General features: G+C 64.8%; 14 protein-coding genes and 1 pseudogene. 7 read left to right on the plus strand and 8 right to left on the minus strand.

Translation table 11 applies throughout. The features are described 5' to 3' along the window. Positions 1 to 209: 209 nt before the first annotated feature. Both AB1555_07390 and AB1555_07395 read left to right on the plus strand, forming a co-directional pair. A complete protein-coding gene (locus tag AB1555_07390) occupies positions 210 to 536 on the plus strand; it encodes a hypothetical protein (protein MEW6246517.1) in 327 nt (108 codons plus the stop codon). 406 nt (positions 537 to 942) lie between these two features. After that, entirely contained in the window at positions 943 to 3,600 is a 2,658-nt protein-coding gene (locus AB1555_07395; protein MEW6246518.1) for a CBS domain-containing protein, read from the plus strand. Between the two features lie 76 nt (positions 3,601 to 3,676). Here the strand turns inward: AB1555_07395 and AB1555_07400 are convergent, their stop codons facing one another. Then, positions 3,677 to 4,288 (minus strand): hypothetical protein, encoded by a 612-nt coding sequence (locus AB1555_07400; protein MEW6246519.1) that lies wholly within the window; start codon positions 4,286 to 4,288, stop codon positions 3,677 to 3,679. Positions 4,289 to 4,405: 117 nt separating this feature from the next. Here AB1555_07400 and AB1555_07405 point away from each other — a divergent pair, with 117 nt between their 5' ends. Further along, positions 4,406 to 4,945, plus strand: coding sequence for a metal-dependent hydrolase (locus AB1555_07405; protein ID MEW6246520.1), 540 nt, complete (start codon positions 4,406 to 4,408; stop codon positions 4,943 to 4,945). A gap of 25 nt (positions 4,946 to 4,970) precedes the next feature. On the opposite strand, the gene AB1555_07410 is transcribed toward AB1555_07405, so the two are convergent. The 4 genes from AB1555_07410 to AB1555_07425 are packed head-to-tail and all read right to left on the minus strand — an operon-like array spanning position 4,971 to position 8,689. Further along, positions 4,971 to 5,930 (minus strand): biotin-dependent carboxyltransferase family protein, encoded by a 960-nt coding sequence (locus tag AB1555_07410; protein MEW6246521.1) that lies wholly within the window; start codon positions 5,928 to 5,930, stop codon positions 4,971 to 4,973. Then, positions 5,923 to 6,696 (minus strand): 5-oxoprolinase subunit PxpA, encoded by a 774-nt coding sequence (locus AB1555_07415; protein MEW6246522.1) that lies wholly within the window; start codon positions 6,694 to 6,696, stop codon positions 5,923 to 5,925. The genes AB1555_07410 and AB1555_07415 overlap by 8 nt, the downstream gene beginning before the upstream one ends. Then, positions 6,659 to 7,387, minus strand: coding sequence for a 5-oxoprolinase subunit PxpB (gene pxpB / locus AB1555_07420; protein MEW6246523.1), 729 nt, complete (start codon positions 7,385 to 7,387; stop codon positions 6,659 to 6,661). The genes AB1555_07415 and pxpB overlap by 38 nt, the downstream gene beginning before the upstream one ends. 18 nt (positions 7,388 to 7,405) lie before the next feature. Further along, entirely contained in the window at positions 7,406 to 8,689 is a 1,284-nt protein-coding gene (locus tag AB1555_07425) for an MFS transporter (protein MEW6246524.1), read from the minus strand. A 206-nt stretch (positions 8,690 to 8,895) separates the two neighbouring features. Between AB1555_07425 and AB1555_07430 the strand changes: the two are divergent. Next, positions 8,896 to 9,099, plus strand: a pseudogene (locus AB1555_07430) (DnaJ domain-containing protein). Positions 9,100 to 9,597: 498 nt separating this feature from the next. On the opposite strand, the gene AB1555_07435 reads toward AB1555_07430, so the two are convergent. The 3 genes from AB1555_07435 to AB1555_07445 are packed head-to-tail and all read right to left on the minus strand — an operon-like array spanning position 9,598 to position 12,637. Continuing rightward, positions 9,598 to 10,821 (minus strand): amidohydrolase family protein, encoded by a 1,224-nt coding sequence (locus AB1555_07435; GenBank protein ID MEW6246525.1) that lies wholly within the window; start codon positions 10,819 to 10,821, stop codon positions 9,598 to 9,600. A gap of 5 nt (positions 10,822 to 10,826) precedes the next feature. Then, a complete protein-coding gene (locus tag AB1555_07440; protein MEW6246526.1) occupies positions 10,827 to 11,423 on the minus strand; it encodes a DUF3365 domain-containing protein in 597 nt (198 codons plus the stop codon). After that, positions 11,420 to 12,637, minus strand: coding sequence for an alanine--glyoxylate aminotransferase family protein (locus AB1555_07445; GenBank protein ID MEW6246527.1), 1,218 nt, complete (start codon positions 12,635 to 12,637; stop codon positions 11,420 to 11,422). Before AB1555_07445 ends, AB1555_07440 begins: the two co-directional genes overlap by 4 nt. Positions 12,638 to 12,840: 203 nt before the next feature. On the opposite strand from AB1555_07445, the gene AB1555_07450 reads away from it, so the two are divergent. The 3 genes from AB1555_07450 to AB1555_07460 all read left to right on the plus strand — a co-directional run bounded on the left by AB1555_07450 (position 12,841) and on the right by AB1555_07460 (position 15,143). Continuing rightward, complete coding sequence (locus AB1555_07450) at positions 12,841 to 14,334, plus strand: CPBP family intramembrane glutamic endopeptidase (protein MEW6246528.1); 1,494 nt, start codon at positions 12,841 to 12,843, stop codon at positions 14,332 to 14,334. A 226-nt stretch (positions 14,335 to 14,560) separates the two neighbouring features. Further along, complete coding sequence (locus AB1555_07455; protein MEW6246529.1) at positions 14,561 to 14,740, plus strand: hypothetical protein; 180 nt, start codon at positions 14,561 to 14,563, stop codon at positions 14,738 to 14,740. After that, positions 14,721 to 15,143: a hypothetical protein gene (locus AB1555_07460; GenBank protein MEW6246530.1), complete on the plus strand. Its 423-nt coding sequence runs from the start codon at positions 14,721 to 14,723 to the stop codon at positions 15,141 to 15,143. The genes AB1555_07455 and AB1555_07460 overlap by 20 nt, the downstream gene beginning before the upstream one ends. Positions 15,144 to 15,182 lie beyond the last annotated feature (39 nt).

Here is a 15,182-nt window from a genome sequence, read left to right on the forward strand (position 1 = left end):
TGTACGCACGGGGACCCCTATGTTCCTGGCTTAGTGCTACTGCGCCATCTCTGTGGGGCCTAAGAAGGTGGTTCCTTTTCGCGAACGTTCTTTCCAGGGATGGGTTCAGCGTGCTACAAACATCTGGAGACTCGTTGTCAACCGATCGCGCGGCTGCGCGTTTGACAGGGCAGCAGTCGGAGCAGTCCACCCCTAACCAGGAGGCAATCATGAAGAGTCTGATTGTGGGCGTGTCGGCGGGGTTGGTGTTGGTCGGATCGGTGGCCTTTGCGGAGAGCGAGACACCGGGGATCGACCGGCGGCAGGCCAATCAGGAACAGCGGATCGACCAAGGCGTCGCCAGCGGGCAATTGACCGAGCGCGAGGCGGCCAGGTTGGAACGGCAGCAGGATCGGATCAATCGCATGGAGGACAGGGCCAAGTCCGATGGGGTCGTGACCAAAAGGGAGCGCGCCCGGATCAAGGCCGCGCAGGACCGCGCGTCCCGCGACATTTTCCGCGAGAAGCACGACCGCCAAGGTGCTCGGCATCGGTAATGGAAAATAATGTGGAATGAGGAATTCCTCATCCGTCGGCGCTCATGACTTGAGTCACGAGCGCCGACTTGTTTTCTAGCCTGCAGTATTCACGAGGATTCGTGACGTTCCACCCGTTGCAACGGGAGCGCACTGGGTACCGGATACCCGGTAGATGCGTCGTGAGACGGGCAAGCGCAGTCACGAGGGAGGGAAGCGTACCGGGGACCCGTTGCCAAGCTTCATGCAACGGGTGGTCAATACGTTGACCGACTGAGTGGCGAGCACGCCCGTCGGAACAGCGTATCGGGGTGCTCATTGCCCTGCTGTTGCAATGGGCCGAAGCCGTAGAAGCGTTCGTGAATAATCCGGGCTAGGCTTCCCGCGTCGCTTCCCGTCTCCTGTCGATATTGTTAGAATCCCTTGCGTGGATGTCGTCACCACCCACCTCAACGCCGATTTCGACGGCATGGCCTCTATGGTCGCCGCGCGCAAGCTCTATCCCGGCGCGGCGTTGGTCCTGCCCGGCGGCGCGCAGGAAACGGTCCGCAGTTTCCTCGCGGTGCATGATCTCGGCGTGACCCGCTTGAAAGATCTCGACCTGACGCAGGTCACGCGGCTGATCCTGGTCGATACGCAGGATCCGGAACGGATCGGTCCGCTGAAGGACCTCTGTGCGAAGTCGGAGGTCGAAGTGCACTGCTACGACCATCACGAAGCGGGAATCGACGACGCATCGGACACAGAAAAAGCGTTCCAGGCCCGGGTCGGACTGCGGGTCGTCGAGCCGGTCGGCGCGACGACGACCCTCATGATCGAGCAACTCCGAGCCAGGAATCTTCCGCTCACGCCGTTCGAAGCCACCGTGCTGGCGTTGGGCCTGTATGAAGAGACCGGCTCGCTGGCCTTTGTCTCCACGACGCCGCGCGATCTGGAAGCGGCGGCCTATGTCTTGCGGGCTGGCGCGGACCTGAACGTGGTGTCGGATACGCTGCGGCGCCCGTTGGACCCGGACCAGATCGCGCTGCTCAATGATCTGTTGCGTTCGAGCGAAACTTACTATCTGGAAGGCCGCAAGATCCTGGTCGCATCCAGCGCCTATGACCGGTACCGGGGCGATCTGGCCGGGCTGGTGCACAAGCTGGCGGAGTTGGAGGGGTTGGACGCGGTGGTCGCGGCCTTCGCGATGGAGGACAAGGTCCAGGTGATCGGCCGCAGCCGACGCCCGGAGATCGACGTGAGTTGGATCGCCCGGGAGTTCGGCGGGGGCGGACACGCGGTCGCCGCCGCGGCGAGCGTCAAAGGCAAGACCTTGATCGAGGTGAGGGAGCGGATCGTCCAGTTGCTCGCCGAGCGGTATCGCCCCACCCTGTTGGCGAAAGACGTGATGACCAAGCCGGTCAAGTCGATCGGCATGGACGCCACGATCGCCGAAACCGAGACGCGCATGACCAAGTACGGCGTCAACGTGCTGCCCGTGCTGGACGGAAAGGACCACTATCGGGGGCTGATCAGCCGGGAGATCGTGCAGAAAGCGCTGTTCCACGGATTGGCGGACGCCCGGGTCGAACAGCTCATGCAACCCGACGCCTATGCCGCTTCGCCGGACACGCCGTTCCACGAGATTCAGACCCGCATGATCGAGCAGAACCAACGATTTGTGCCGATCCTGTCAGGCAGCAAGGTGGTCGGAGTGATCACCAGAACGGACCTGCTGCGCGCGCTCCACGACGACGTCCTCGCCGGCGCGAGGCCCAGGGCGAAGGACGGAGAGCAGGCCATTGTCGGGACGATGCGCCGACGAAACGTCGGCGGGATGTTGCGAGCCAAGCTGCCGGCTCGTCTGGTGTCGTTGCTGAAGGAGGCCGGGGAACTGGCCGACCGGCTGGATGTGTCGGCCTACGTGGTCGGCGGGTTCGTCCGGGACCTGCTGCTCGGCATCGAGAACCTCGACGTAGACCTGGTCGTCGAAGGCGACGGCATCGCGTTCGCCCGCGCGCTGGCCCGCGCGAGCAGCGGCCGGGTCAAGGCGCACGAGCGATTCGGCACCGCCGTGGTGGTCCTGCCGGACGGGTTCAAGGTCGATGTCGCGACGGCTCGGACGGAATATTACGAATATCCGACGGCGTTGCCCACGGTCGAGCAGAGCTCGATCAAGAAGGACCTCTATCGGCGGGACTTCACGATCAACACCCTGGCGATCCGGCTCAATTCCCGCTCTTTCGGCCAGTTGATCGATTTCTACGGCGGCCAGCGCGACTTGAAGGAGAAGACGATCCGGGTTCTGCACGGCTTGAGTTTCGTCGAAGACCCGACGCGCGTCTTCCGCGCGATCCGGTTCGAACTGCGGTTCGGATTTCACCTGGGGAAAGAAACATCGGCGCTCATCAAGGGCGCGGTGAAGATGGACCTGTTCCACCGACTGTCCGGCCATCGGCTGCTCGACGAACTCAAATTGCTGTTCTCCGAACGGGAGCCGCGCCGCGCGGTGAGTCGGATGGCCGAATTGGATCTGCTGCGCTTCATCCACCCCAAGCTCGTCTGGTCCCCGCGGCTGGAGGAGTTGCTCGCCGGCGTGGAAGAAGCGCTGGATTGGTACCGGCTGCTCTATCTGGATCGACCGATGCACTCCTGGCTGGTGTCGATGATGGCGCTCCTGGAGGTGCTGCCGGCCCGCGCGGTCCGGGACCTGCTCAAGCGTTTCCCGTTCACGGAACAGGAAACCGAGAAGCTGAAAGCGGCGCGCTTCGCCCTGCGCGGGCTGCTGAGACGGTTGGCGAAACAGCCGCCTCCGCGTCCGGCCGAGACGACGCGGTTGCTGACGGGGCTCGCCGATGAAACGCTGATTTTCATCATGGCCAAGGACAAGTCGGAGTCGGTGAAGCGACAGATCTCCGCGTATCTCACGACGTACCGGCACGTCAAGCCGTGGCTCACCGGCCGCGATCTTCAGGGAATGGGCCTCAAACCGGGGCCGCTCTATCGGAAAATCCTCGATGCATTGCTGGACGCCCGCCTGAACGGCGAAGTCAAAACGGAGGCGGAAGAGCGGGAACTGGCGAAACGGCTGGCCGGTTGTTCGTGAAACATGAACCGTGAAACGGTTCAACGTGGAGAGTTTTCTTCCGATTAACGAATAATCGTTGAACGATTCACGGACTTCACAGCGACGCCAGCCGCCGGTCGTGTTCCATCTTGCCGAACAGGTCGTTCAACGCGGCGTGCAGGGCCCGGTTCACCGGTCGCCTATCGTCGTCTTTCCCGCCTCGCGCCACCTCGCCGACCGCTTTGCCGAAGCCGCTATAGCTCTTCAGCAGGCGGCCGTTCCGCGGGTCCTTGAGCAACGCGTCGACTCTGGCGGCATAGATGTAGTTGAAATCGAAGGCTCTGCTGGGGTCGATATAGATGGCGGCCTGCAGTTCCAGGTCGAGATCCGCGGTTCCCTCCCTGACGACCCGTCGGAAGGTCTGTCGGGCGGTCACGTATTGCAGGATAGCCGCTTCCCACTGTTCTCGCGGCGAGACCAGCGAATCGATCGGGCTGAGGACGTGGTTCTGCAATCCGGGATCGGCGATCATCGTCGCGCCCGGCTCGACCATGAACGCACCCAAGGCTCCGAGCTTCAATTTGACCGAGTAGGGGAGTTGGTGTTTGGTCGGCACGACGGGCGCGGGATCGAACGGGATGGTCGCGCAGCCGGCGAGCAGGCCGATCAGCAACGGCGCGAGGAGAGCAGGTAAGGACACGGTGAAACGGGGTGTTCGCGCCGGCATCTTCGTCATCCTCTGCGGTGTCGAGGTCGTTCTTCCAATTACCTTACACACCCATGCAGTCCGGCTTCAAGTGCGGCGCCGGCGCATCCGGTGCGAGTTCGCCGGGGGGCTCTGACGATGGCGTCGGCGTTTTCGCATGTCGTGGTAGCCGCCGCGTTGGGGATGGCATGGAGACCGGCCGAGCGGTCGATGCGTTTCTGGGTGTTCGGTGCCGCCTGCTCGGTCGGACCGGATCTGGACGTCCTCGGGTTCTGGTTCGGCATTCCCTACGATCACCTGTTGGGCCACCGAGGCTTGACCCACTCGCTGTTCTTCGCCGTGCTGCTCGCCGCCGCTGTCGTTGCCGCGGCCTTCAATGGGCCGGAGTGGTCCGGCGCTCGTGTGAGAGTGTGGGGATACCTGTTTTGCGCGACGGCTTCGCATGGAGTGCTCGACGCCATGACCAACGGCGGCCTCGGCGTGGCCTTCTTCGCCCCGTTCGACGCGACCCGGTACTTTCTCCCGTTCCGGCCGATCGAAGTCTCGCCGATCGGGTTCGGAGAATTCTTCACCGATCACGGGTTGGTCATCCTGGCCAGCGAAATCCGGTGGGTCTGGTTGCCCGCCCTTTTGTTCGCCGCGCCTCTTGTGTGGTTGGCGCGGCGCCGGCGCGGTTAATCGCCGGTCCGCACCTATGTTCCCCTTACCCGACCGGAGGGAGGAGGCGATCCAACGTGGCGCGCTGGGTTCGGGCGATCGCTCGCGCCTCAGCGGCGTCCACCGGAGTGAACCCGATCGTGTCACCGGGCATGAGCTGCGCGGCCAAGGGCAGGTCGGCCGAGATCGCGACGGCGATCTTGGGATAGCCGCCGGTCGTCTGGCAGTCGGCCATCAGGAGGATGGGCTGCTGATTGGCCGGCACCTGGATCGCTCCGGGGACCGTCGCATCGGACACGATCTCGGGCGGGCCGGAGTGCGGAAGCAGCGGGCCGGCCAGTCGGTAGCCCATTCGGTCCGCCTCGGGCAAGACGGTGTAGCGTCGGCTGACGAAGGTCTCGAGGGCTTGGGCGGTGAACGCATCCTGCTGAGGTCCGAGGACGACGCGGACGGTGGGAGCTGCGCTGTAGGCCGGTCGAATCGAGTCAGGGATGAAGCGGCCGATGAGAGTGCGCCAATCGGTCGGCGGGTATCCTCCGGTCAGCACATCGCCTTTCGCTAAGGCGCGTCCCTCGAATCCACCAGTCCTGCTGCGGAGATGAGTGGAGCGACTGCCGAACACGAGTGGCACGTCGAGACCGCCCGCCAGGGCCGCATAGGCTCTCGCCCCGCTCCGGCGCCCGCCGAAGGTCAGGATGCTCCCGGCCTGCACGGCGACGGCGGTCCAGTCAGGCAGGGCGGCCCCGTCCACTGCAGGCGACAGATCCGCTCCGGTAATCGCGATCAGCGCATCGGCCTCGGCACGCAGCTCGGGGCCCTGGACGGTGATCTCCAAGCCGGCAGCATGATCGGGATTGCCGACGAGCCGGTTGGCGACTCGAAGCGCATACTGGTCCATCGCGCCGGCGATCGGCATGCCGTATCGTCTGAAACCGTAGCGACCCAGGTCCTGGACGGTCGTCAACAGACCGGGTCGAATGACGCGCAAGACGGCTCGTTCAGGCATGGATTTCGGTCAGGCTGGCCACGCGGACGCCGGCGTCGGTGAGCGCTTTCCGGACCGCCTGGGCCAATCGGTCCGCGCCGGGTGTATCTCCGTGCAGGCAGAGGGTGTCCGCTCGGACCGTGACCGGAGGACCGTCCAGACTCGGCACGATGCCGTCTCGCGCGAGACTCAGCGCACGTGCCAACACCGTCGCTTCATCGTGAATGACCGCTCCCGGCCGGTCTCGCGGGACCAGGGAGCCGTCCGGCCGATAAGCCCGATCGATGAAGGCTTCCTCTGCGGTGATGAGGCCGGCCGCCTTGCCGGCGGCGATCAGCTCCGATCCGGCGAGTCCAACCAGGATGAGGCGACGGTCGACCGTCGCGACCGACCGAGCGACAGCGTCGGCCAATCGACGATCGCGGGCCGCCATCGTATAGAGCGCGCCGTGCGGCTTGACGTGAGCCAGGCGTACGCCCGCCAAGGCACAGATGCCCGCCAATGCGCCGACCTGGTAGGCGATCAGATTTTCCACTTCGACCTCGGTGAGGGCGCGCTCGCGGCGGCCCATTCCGTCCGGATCGCGAAGGCCGGGGTGGGCGCCGATCGCGACAGCGTGGGCCGACGCCAGGTGCACCGTTCGCCGCATGAGATTCGGATCGCCGGCGTGAACGCCGCACGCAATATTCACCGAGGTGACATGCGCCAATACGCGGGCTTCGACTTCCCATTGCGCCGGTTCGGCGGCTTCACCCAGATCGCAGTTCAGGTCGATCGTTCTTGTCATCGTCTTTCTTCTCTTTCAGCCGGTCGAATTCCTCCCGGTCGATGGAGACAAACCTCACCAGATCTCCCGGTTCCAACAGAAAGGGACGGATCCGCGCCGGGTCGTAGAGCGTGAGCGGCGTCCGCCCGATCAACCGCCACCCGCCCGGGCTCGCCTGCGGGTAGATGCCGGTCTGCCGGCCGGCGATCCCGACCGATCCGGCCGGGACGTTGATGCGGGGTTCGGGCAGGCGCGGCGCGGCGATCGCGTCGGGGACGATGCCGAGATAGGGAAAACCGGGACTGAACCCCAACATGAACACACGATACTCGACCGAGGCGTGCAACTCGATCACCTGTTCCATCGAGAGGCCGGCTCGCTCCGCCAGGGCGGGCAAATCCGGTCCCGCCTCGCCGCCGTAGAGGACCGGGATCGCGACGGCGTGCTGTCGACCGACCGGCTCCATCGGGAAGTTGACGGCGAGAGTCATGAACGCTTCCCTGAGCGACACGAGGTCCTTCTCGACCGGGTCGACGTAGATTGCGGCCGACCGGTACGCAGGCACGACTTCGATGACGCCCGGAACACGCGAACGCTCGACGGCCTGGGCAAAATTCACCACGCGGTCGTTGACGGCAGGGTCGATGGAGTCGCCGAACTCGACAAGGAATCCGGCGTCGCCCAGCGGCAACATGCGCGGATACTGCGGCATCGCCTACCGCCCCTCCGTTCAATCCGGCAGCGGTTTCCCTCTCGTTTCCGGCGCGAACGGCAGCACCAGCAATCCCACCAGATAAATCAGCGCCACGGTGCTGGCGGCTTTGCCGAACGTCCCCATGGCGGTCACCAGAAATCCGGTGAGGAACGGCGCGACTGAAGCCAACACACGGCCGGCGTTGAAACAAAACCCCGCGCCCGTCGCCCGCAGGCGGGTCGGATAGAGTTCGGGAAGATAAATGGGAAAGCCGGTGAAGATGCCGTTGTTGAAAAACCCGAGGACCGGCAGCAGGGCCAAGACATGTGTGTACGCGTGCGGGGTCAGGAACGCGACCGGCAACATCAGCAGACTGCCGGCGCACATCAGCGCGAAAACCGGCCGGCGTCCGAACCGCTCGGCCAGCGGGCCGAAGCTGAGATACCCGCCCAAGGCGCCGACGTTCAACGCCATGATGGCATAGCTCACGTATTTGGCGAGCGCCGCGTGATCCAGCCCCTGCATATCGGGCAAGGCTCTGATCAATGTGGGAGTCCAATTGGTAGCGCCCCACAGTCCGAAGACCGCGACGAACGCCAGAACAGAGCCGACCAGCGTCGATCGGCGGAGATCGGGACGGAAGAGTTCCGGAAGCTTGATCGCCGACACGGCTCCCGAGCGACGCTCCAGCGCGCGCGCCTTCACCCACCGGTCCGGCTCCTTCACCCAGATGAAGACCACGATGGAAACGAAAGCCGGAAGGACGCCGACCACGAACAACACCCGCCAGCCGTAGCCTCCCAGCAAGAGGTTGAACGCGGCGGCGAGAAAGAAACCCGCCGCCCAGGCGGATTGGAGGATGCCGGCTGCCTTGGCGCGTTTGGTCTCCGGCCACGTTTCGGCGACGATCGCCGCGCCGGCCGCCCATTCGCCGCCGATGCCGAGCGCCGTCAGGAACCGGTAGAGCGCCAGGTGCCACCAATCCTGCGACAGCGCGGCCGCGCCGGTGAAGAGCGCATAGATGAGGATCGTCGCGATGAGCGTTTTGGTCCGTCCGACATAGTCGGCGACGATCCCGAACAACACGCCGCCGATCGCCCAGCCGATCAGGAAGATCGAAAAGATGATGCCGCCGTACCAGCCGATCTGTTCCGCATTGACCGTCCCGGCGGATGATCGGAGCAGTTCTTCGAGCGCCGGATGAAGGACGATGGCGTAGATCGTGGCGTCCATCGAGTCGAACACCCATCCGAGCCAGGCCACGAACAGCACGAGCCATTGATAACGGGTGACGCCCCGTCGCCATGGTTGCGTCGTCATTTGGAATCCGGATACGGCGAACAGCCAGCAGCGAATAGCGGGCAGCGGGGAGCCCAGAAATTCGCGCGACCCCCTTCTTGCTCTCATTGCTCTCGGCTGCCGGCTACCGGCTATTAGCCAAGTAGACACCGGGAGTCAAGGTGAGAATTGCGGGCGCGAAGCTCGGTTGCCGCTGCTCCGGACGGGTGTTATAGTCTCGCGCTGTCATGCCGCGCATCGATTACTACAAAATCCTCGGCGTCCCGCGTGAAGCCTCCGATGAGGACATCAAGAAAGCGTACCGCCGCCTCGTCTTTCAGCACCATCCGGACCGGAATCCCGGGAAGGCCGACGCCGAAGCGAAGATCCGCGAGATCAACGAGGCCTATGAAGTCATCGGCGACCCGGAGAGCCGCCGGACCTACGACCGGCTCCGCTGGGGCGTTGAGCCGCGCGAGGAGGCCGTCGATCCGTCGCTCATCCGCGAAGAAATGGAGAAAAAGCTGTTCGAGGAGGGACGGAAAGAGCTCTTCGCCGTCGTCATCAAGGATGTCAAGCGGATCAAAGTCGAATTGGCGCTCATCCGCGAACGCACGGTGGCCGCGCAGGGGTACGACACGTTCCGCGAGGACATCGTGGCGGAACGGGCGACGGAGGTCATGGACGAGTTCCTGAGCCCGGAGATGGAGAGCCGCAAGAAGCGGCTGGTGGATGTCGCCGTCCAGATGATGGCGGCGCAGGGCGTGATCAAGAAAGGCGACGAAGGGCAGACCAGAGAGTTGCGGGGGCGCTTTGAAGACATGATCCGCCGAGGAAGGGTGAGCGGTTTCACCGCCGCGCTGGAGCTGTTCTACCAGCGGCGGTGACGCCGCAATGGAGAATGAGGAATGTGGAATGAGGAATGTCTGGGATTGTGCGCGTGCCGTTCCTCATTCGTCATTTCTCATTTCCTTGGAGAGCGGCCCCGAGACGAACCGCCCCGCCTGCATCACCCCGACGATTTTCTCTTTGTCGCGGAGCATGGCGATGCGTTTCAGGGGGTTGCCGGCGACGACGACCAGGTCGGCCAGCTTGCCGGCCTCGATCGTCCCGACCGCATCGTCGATGCCCAGAAGCCGAGCCGCCGCCGCGGTGGCGGTCTGCAACGCTTCCATGGGGCTCATGCCGAGCGCGACCATCCGTTCCAGTTCCTGCGCGTTGTCACCGTGATAATTGAACGGCGTCCCGGCGTCGGTGCCCAGGGCGATGAAGATCCCGCCGCGATGGGCTTGTTTGAACGCGGCCTCATGGCGGGCGCGCATCGTCTTCGCTTTGGCCACCGCGTGTTCCGGCACGCCGCAGGCCGGGCCGCAATCCGCGGTCGTGGCCAGCGCCGACAGCGTCGGCACCATAAACACATCGCGTTCTTTCATCAGCGACGCGGCTTCCTTGTCCATCAATGTCCCGTGCTCGATCGAATGGACGCCGGCCCGGACGGCGTTTTTCATCCCGCTTGATCCGTGCGCATGCGCCGCGACGCGCCGTCCGGCTCTTCCGGCTTCCGCGACGGCCGCGCTCAGCTCTTCAGGAGTGAACTGCGCCGCCTCGGGCGCCGTGCCCGGCGTGAGCACCCCGCCGGAAGCGATAACCTTGATGACGTCGGCCCCGGCGGCCAATTGCTCGCGCACGGCCGCTATGACGGCGACCGGCCCGTCGGCTTCGCGGCCGATGAACCGCGCATGCCCGCCGGTCATGCAGACGGCGAGTCCGGCAGCCAAAATACGGGGCCCCGGCGTCAAACCCGACTCGATCGCGCGCTTCAGCGAAAAAATGGAATGGTCGCGAAACCCGAGATCGCGCACAGTCGTAAAGCCGGCCTCCACCGTCCGGCGGGCGAACTGCGCGGCTTTGAGCACGGTCATGGCCGGAGTGTCGCGGGCGAGCGTCGCCACGACGTCCGGCTCTCCGCCGAGGCACAGGTGCACGTGACAATCGATCAGGCCGGGGATGACGGTCAGCCCGCGCCCGTCGATCACCCGCACGCCGCGCGGGATGCCGACGGCCCGGCTGTCGCCGACCGATGCGATGCGATCGCCGCGGATGACGATGGTCGCCCGTTCGCGGGATCGGCCGAGGCCGTCGATCAGCCGCACGTTCCGCAGGAGCAGCGCCATGGCGATCACTCGCCGATCGGAATCGTGATCACGATCCCGCCTATGACGTCGTTCAGCTTGTAGTCGCGGCGGGGGCTATTGGGGTGGGTGTTGTGGCAGATGACGCAGGTTTGGGAGAGCGCCCTGTCCGCGTACACCCCTTGGAAGTAGCGGGCGTTGCCGATCCTGACAAATCCCATGAAGGGCTTGTCCGGCTCTTTCATCACGGCCTCCAGGCCCCGGCGTTCGAAGTCGCTGGTGGGCCCGTTCCAGACATAAATGGGGGTCAGGCTGGCCAGCCGGTAACTGAGCTTGTACCCTTTTTCGGCCACCAGGCGACCCGACTCCATCAGAAATTGGGCGGGCAGGGGAAGCCCCTTCTCGTCCTTCCAATGTTCCACCGCCTCCACGACGCCCTGCTGCTGCAGCTTGTCCACGACATTCTTCGTGTAATTCGTCCGGTTGGCTTCGATGACCGCGTGGAGGTACTCGACCACTTTCTCCGGCGGCACCATGTCCGGTTTTCTGGCTTCCGCCACGACGAGGGCGATCGTCCAATAGGTCACGACGGCGACGAACGCGAACGCGGCGCCGGCGATAATCCAGACAATGGGTCGACTCATGGTCCGTTTCTCCTTGACGGCTGAGAGGCTGCGCCGTAGACGCGCGATGCGGCCTGCACCGCCGCACCCGGCCTTACCGGCTTGCCGAAGCGGGCGGCGATCTCTTCCAAGGCGACGAGCAGCGCCTCCACGTGACTCCGCGTGGACGATTCACCCATCAGGCCGATGCGCCAGACCGTGCCCTTGAGCGGGCCGAGGCCGCCGCCGATCTCGATGCCGTACTCGCGCAGGAGCGTCGCCCGCGCAGCGGCGTCGTCGAAGTGCGGCGGGAGGGTGACGCAGTTCAAGGTCGGCACGCGCCGGCCTTCCGCCGCCAGCGGGGTCAGCGAGAGTTCGGCGAGGCCGGCCAACAGCGCCGCGCTGTTCACCCGGTGCCGTTCGAATCGCGCCGGCAGCCCCTCTTCCTCAACCAGGCGCAACGCTTCCCGCAAGGCGTAGAGCATCGAAATCGGCGCCGTGTGGTGATAGGCTCGCGTGCCTTCGGTCCAGTACTCCGCCACCAACGCCAGGTCCAGGTACCAGCTCTGGCACGGCGCGCGGCGGCGGCGGATGGCGCCGAGCGCGCGGTCGTTCACCGTCAACGGGGCTAAGCCGGGCGGACAACTCAGGCACTTCTGCGTGCCGCTGTAACAGACATCGATGTTCCAGGCGTCCACGTCGAGCGGGATTCCTCCCAGCGACGTGACGGCATCGACGATGAACAACGTCTCGTGCTCGCGGCAGAGCCGCCCGATCTCTTCGAGCGGCTGCCAGGCGCCGGTGGACGTTTCGGCGTGGACGAGCGCGACGGCCTTGACCGATCCCGATCGGGCGAGCGACGCCCGCACATGCTCGGGCTCGATGATCCCGCCCCACGGTGCCTCGATCTTGATCGCCTTGCCGCCGCATCGCTCCACAATCGTCGCCATGCGCGTCCCAAAGACGCCGTTCACGCCGACGATGACCGTATCCCCCGGCTCGACCAGGTTGACGAGCGCAGCCTCCATGCCGGCCGAACCCGTCCCGGAGACGGCGATCGTGAAAGGGTTCGCGGTGCGGAACACGTTTCGAAGGAGGCGCTGGATGTCGTTCATGAGCGCGAGAAACGCCGGATCCAAATGGCCGAGAAGCGGCGCCGACATGGCGCGCAGCACGCGCGGATGGACCATGCTCGGGCCTGGTCCTAGAAGCAACCGCGGCGGCGGCACAAACTCGCCGATGGCTTCAGGAGTCATGGCCCGAGCATCCCGGATAGGTCAAACGGACGATGTCCGCGGCGGACGGTCACGGCTCAGTTCCTCGGATTTACGCGAAGAAAAACCAGTATAGCCAACTTTTGATCGCTCCGCCAAGAGCGCGGCTGCGCCCACCGTGGAGGCGTGTTTGCGTTTCATGCCCTTCCAGGCGCGTGATATACTGTCACGCACATGAGACGACGGTGCATCCCGATCATTCGCTGACCAACCTGGCAGGCTCCGGCGCGGCCGGTGTCACGGGCGATTCATCCCCGGCTCCTCTCCCCTACGACCCTCGTTTCTCGCGCGTGGTGACGGTCCTCTCGGCGATCGTGCTGTGCGCATCGATCGGCCTGTTCGCATGGTTCATGCTCTCGTTGCCTCGCCTGGACCGCGTGGCCTCGCCCGAACGTGCGCTCCACCTGATGGTCAGCCGGACGATGGACGTGGAGGAAGCCCTGCTCCGGGCGCCGGAGTGGGAGCGCATCTTCTATGAAATCGCCGTCGGCAGCGACGCCAATGAGCGTGACCAGGCGATCGCGTGGTACGAAGAACTTTCGTCCTACTCGGAAGACCCTGCTGTCCATCTGAATTTGGCCGTCCTGGAGGCGGAATCGGGCCGCCTGTCCCAGGTGGCGAACAAGGCCGACGCCTGGGTGGAAGCGGAGGCGCCGTTCCCGCTGTTCGCGCGGCTGTTACGGGCGGCGTATCAGGGCGAGCGGATCAGCCTCGAGGAGGAACAGGGACTGCAGGCTGAATTGGCGGAGCTGCTTCCCGCCGGGTGGTTCTACGATCGGCTGGCCATCAGGCTGGCAAGACAGGCCGGCGACCATGCCCTGCTTGCGTCGGTGGAGACGACCTCGACGACCAGGGCGGAGGCTCTGTTGTGGCGCTCGCGCGCGCTGGCGGCCGCGGAGTTGGCCGTCATGCTGGTCGGCGGCTCGGTCTTGGTGTCGGTCTGGCTGCGACGGAATCGGCGGAGGGATGCGCTGCGGGTGGGATCGGCTTCGTTGCCGCCGCGGTGGCCCGGCGGGATCGGCGCGGCGGTCTTGTTGCGCGGCGGCGCGATCGGCGCGGTGCTGACCGTCGCCTTTCTGTTCGCCGCGATCGACTACACCTCCCTCCGGGTGCTGGCGATCCCGCTGACGAATCTCCCGTTGCTGCTGCTGGCCCGCCGACACCTGCTGAAACCGACCGGACTCGGGTTCGTGGAGGGCTTCGGCTTGAAACCCGCGTGGCGGGACCTGCCTCGATTCGCGATGGTCGTCCCGGCCATCGTGGCGGCGGGTTTGCTGGGCGAATGGGTGTTGGGCAAGGTGACCGAACCGCTCAGCCTTTCCAGTCACTGGACGGAATGGTTCGACGCCGATTTGGTCTGGGCGTCCCCGTCGGTCATGAGCATCAGCCTGCTCGAATATGTGATTTTCGCGCCCGTTTTCGAAGAACTCGCGTTTCGGGGCTTGCTTTTCGCGATCTTGCGGCGGCGATACGGCTGGGAACGGTCCGCCCTCATCAGCGCCGGCCTCTTCGCCATCGCGCACGGCTACGGCCTGGTCGGATTTCTGAGCGTGTTCTGGAGCGGGGTGGTCTGGGCTTGGGCGTATGAAAAGACCGGGAGCCTGCTGCCCGGGATGATCGCTCATGCGACCAACAACCTCTTGGTCTGTCTGAGCGTCATCGCGTTGTTGCGTTTATAAAGAATGGGCGAGAGGCACGAGACAAGAGGCAAGGGGCTCGGGGCAAGGGGGGAAGAGACTCCGACCTCTAGCCGCGGGGCTCTTGCTTCGCGCCTATTTCCAAAGCAGTAACCGGAAGTCATTGTGCTGCCAAAAGTTTTTATCCGGTTGCCCGCCGCCTCTTTACTGTTCGAGAACCGTGATTATTTAAACAACCGCCATAACCTTGCATGGAAGGAGGTGCCCTATGGATTTCCTTTCAGCCTTGGATAAGGCCATGTCGATCTTTAATACCAATTGGATGGAAGGATTGATGTGGCTCTTGCTGATCATGGCGTTTGGGGCTTTTGTCCGCAGTACGTGGGAGCGGTTCTTTGGCAAGGCAGGGGAGGCTCAAGTGGGTGCTCATGTCAAGAAGGCTGCCTGAGCACAACGATCCGGCTGGGAAACTGCCCGCGTTTTTTACCGCTTTCGTCGTCGGTGCGGGGGTGTGGCTGCTGATCGCAGCGGCGGTGGCGGCTGCGCCCTCCGCCCCGTATTCCATTACGATCGACGGAGGGACGCCGTACTTCCTCCCGAAAGCGGCGACGGTGGCCGCGCATGCGCCGGTCAAGTGGTACAACACGACCGGCACCCATCACACAATCACCCACGAAGGGTGCGAAACGGGAGAATCCTGTCTCTTCGACTCCGGCGCCGTTCCGCCGGACGGCAGCTATGAGCTCCCCGGGCTGCCGCCCGGGAATTACGGATACTACTGCAAGCTGCATCCGATCATGCGCGGGGTCCTGACGGTCAGAGAGTCGGGAGCCCCGTCTTCAGCGTCCTGATGTAACCAGCCCACCGCGCGAACCGGGCGGCGCAGACGC

This window comes from Nitrospirota bacterium (genome assembly GCA_040755395.1).
Taxonomy (GTDB): Bacteria; Nitrospirota; Nitrospiria; order Nitrospirales; family Nitrospiraceae; genus DATLZU01.

Coding starts and splice junctions, on each gene's coding strand:
- AB1555_07400 (MEW6246519.1), bottom strand. CDS start 4,288: ATGCCGGCGCGAACACCCCGTTTCACCGTGTCCTTACCTGCTCTCCTC.
- AB1555_07415 (MEW6246522.1), bottom strand. CDS start 6,696: ATGACAAGAACGATCGACCTGAACTGCGATCTGGGTGAAGCCGCCGAA.
- AB1555_07435 (MEW6246525.1), bottom strand. CDS start 10,821: ATGGCGCTGCTCCTGCGGAACGTGCGGCTGATCGACGGCCTCGGCCGA.
- AB1555_07390 (MEW6246517.1), top strand. CDS start 210: ATGAAGAGTCTGATTGTGGGCGTGTCGGCGGGGTTGGTGTTGGTCGGA.
- AB1555_07445 (MEW6246527.1), bottom strand. CDS start 12,637: ATGACTCCTGAAGCCATCGGCGAGTTTGTGCCGCCGCCGCGGTTGCTT.
- AB1555_07455 (MEW6246529.1), top strand. CDS start 14,561: ATGGATTTCCTTTCAGCCTTGGATAAGGCCATGTCGATCTTTAATACC.
- AB1555_07440 (MEW6246526.1), bottom strand. CDS start 11,423: ATGAGTCGACCCATTGTCTGGATTATCGCCGGCGCCGCGTTCGCGTTC.
- AB1555_07410 (MEW6246521.1), bottom strand. CDS start 5,930: ATGCCTGAACGAGCCGTCTTGCGCGTCATTCGACCCGGTCTGTTGACG.
- AB1555_07405 (MEW6246520.1), top strand. CDS start 4,406: ATGGCGTCGGCGTTTTCGCATGTCGTGGTAGCCGCCGCGTTGGGGATG.
- AB1555_07460 (MEW6246530.1), top strand. CDS start 14,721: ATGTCAAGAAGGCTGCCTGAGCACAACGATCCGGCTGGGAAACTGCCC.
- pxpB (MEW6246523.1), bottom strand. CDS start 7,387: ATGCCGCAGTATCCGCGCATGTTGCCGCTGGGCGACGCCGGATTCCTT.
- AB1555_07425 (MEW6246524.1), bottom strand. CDS start 8,689: ATGACGACGCAACCATGGCGACGGGGCGTCACCCGTTATCAATGGCTC.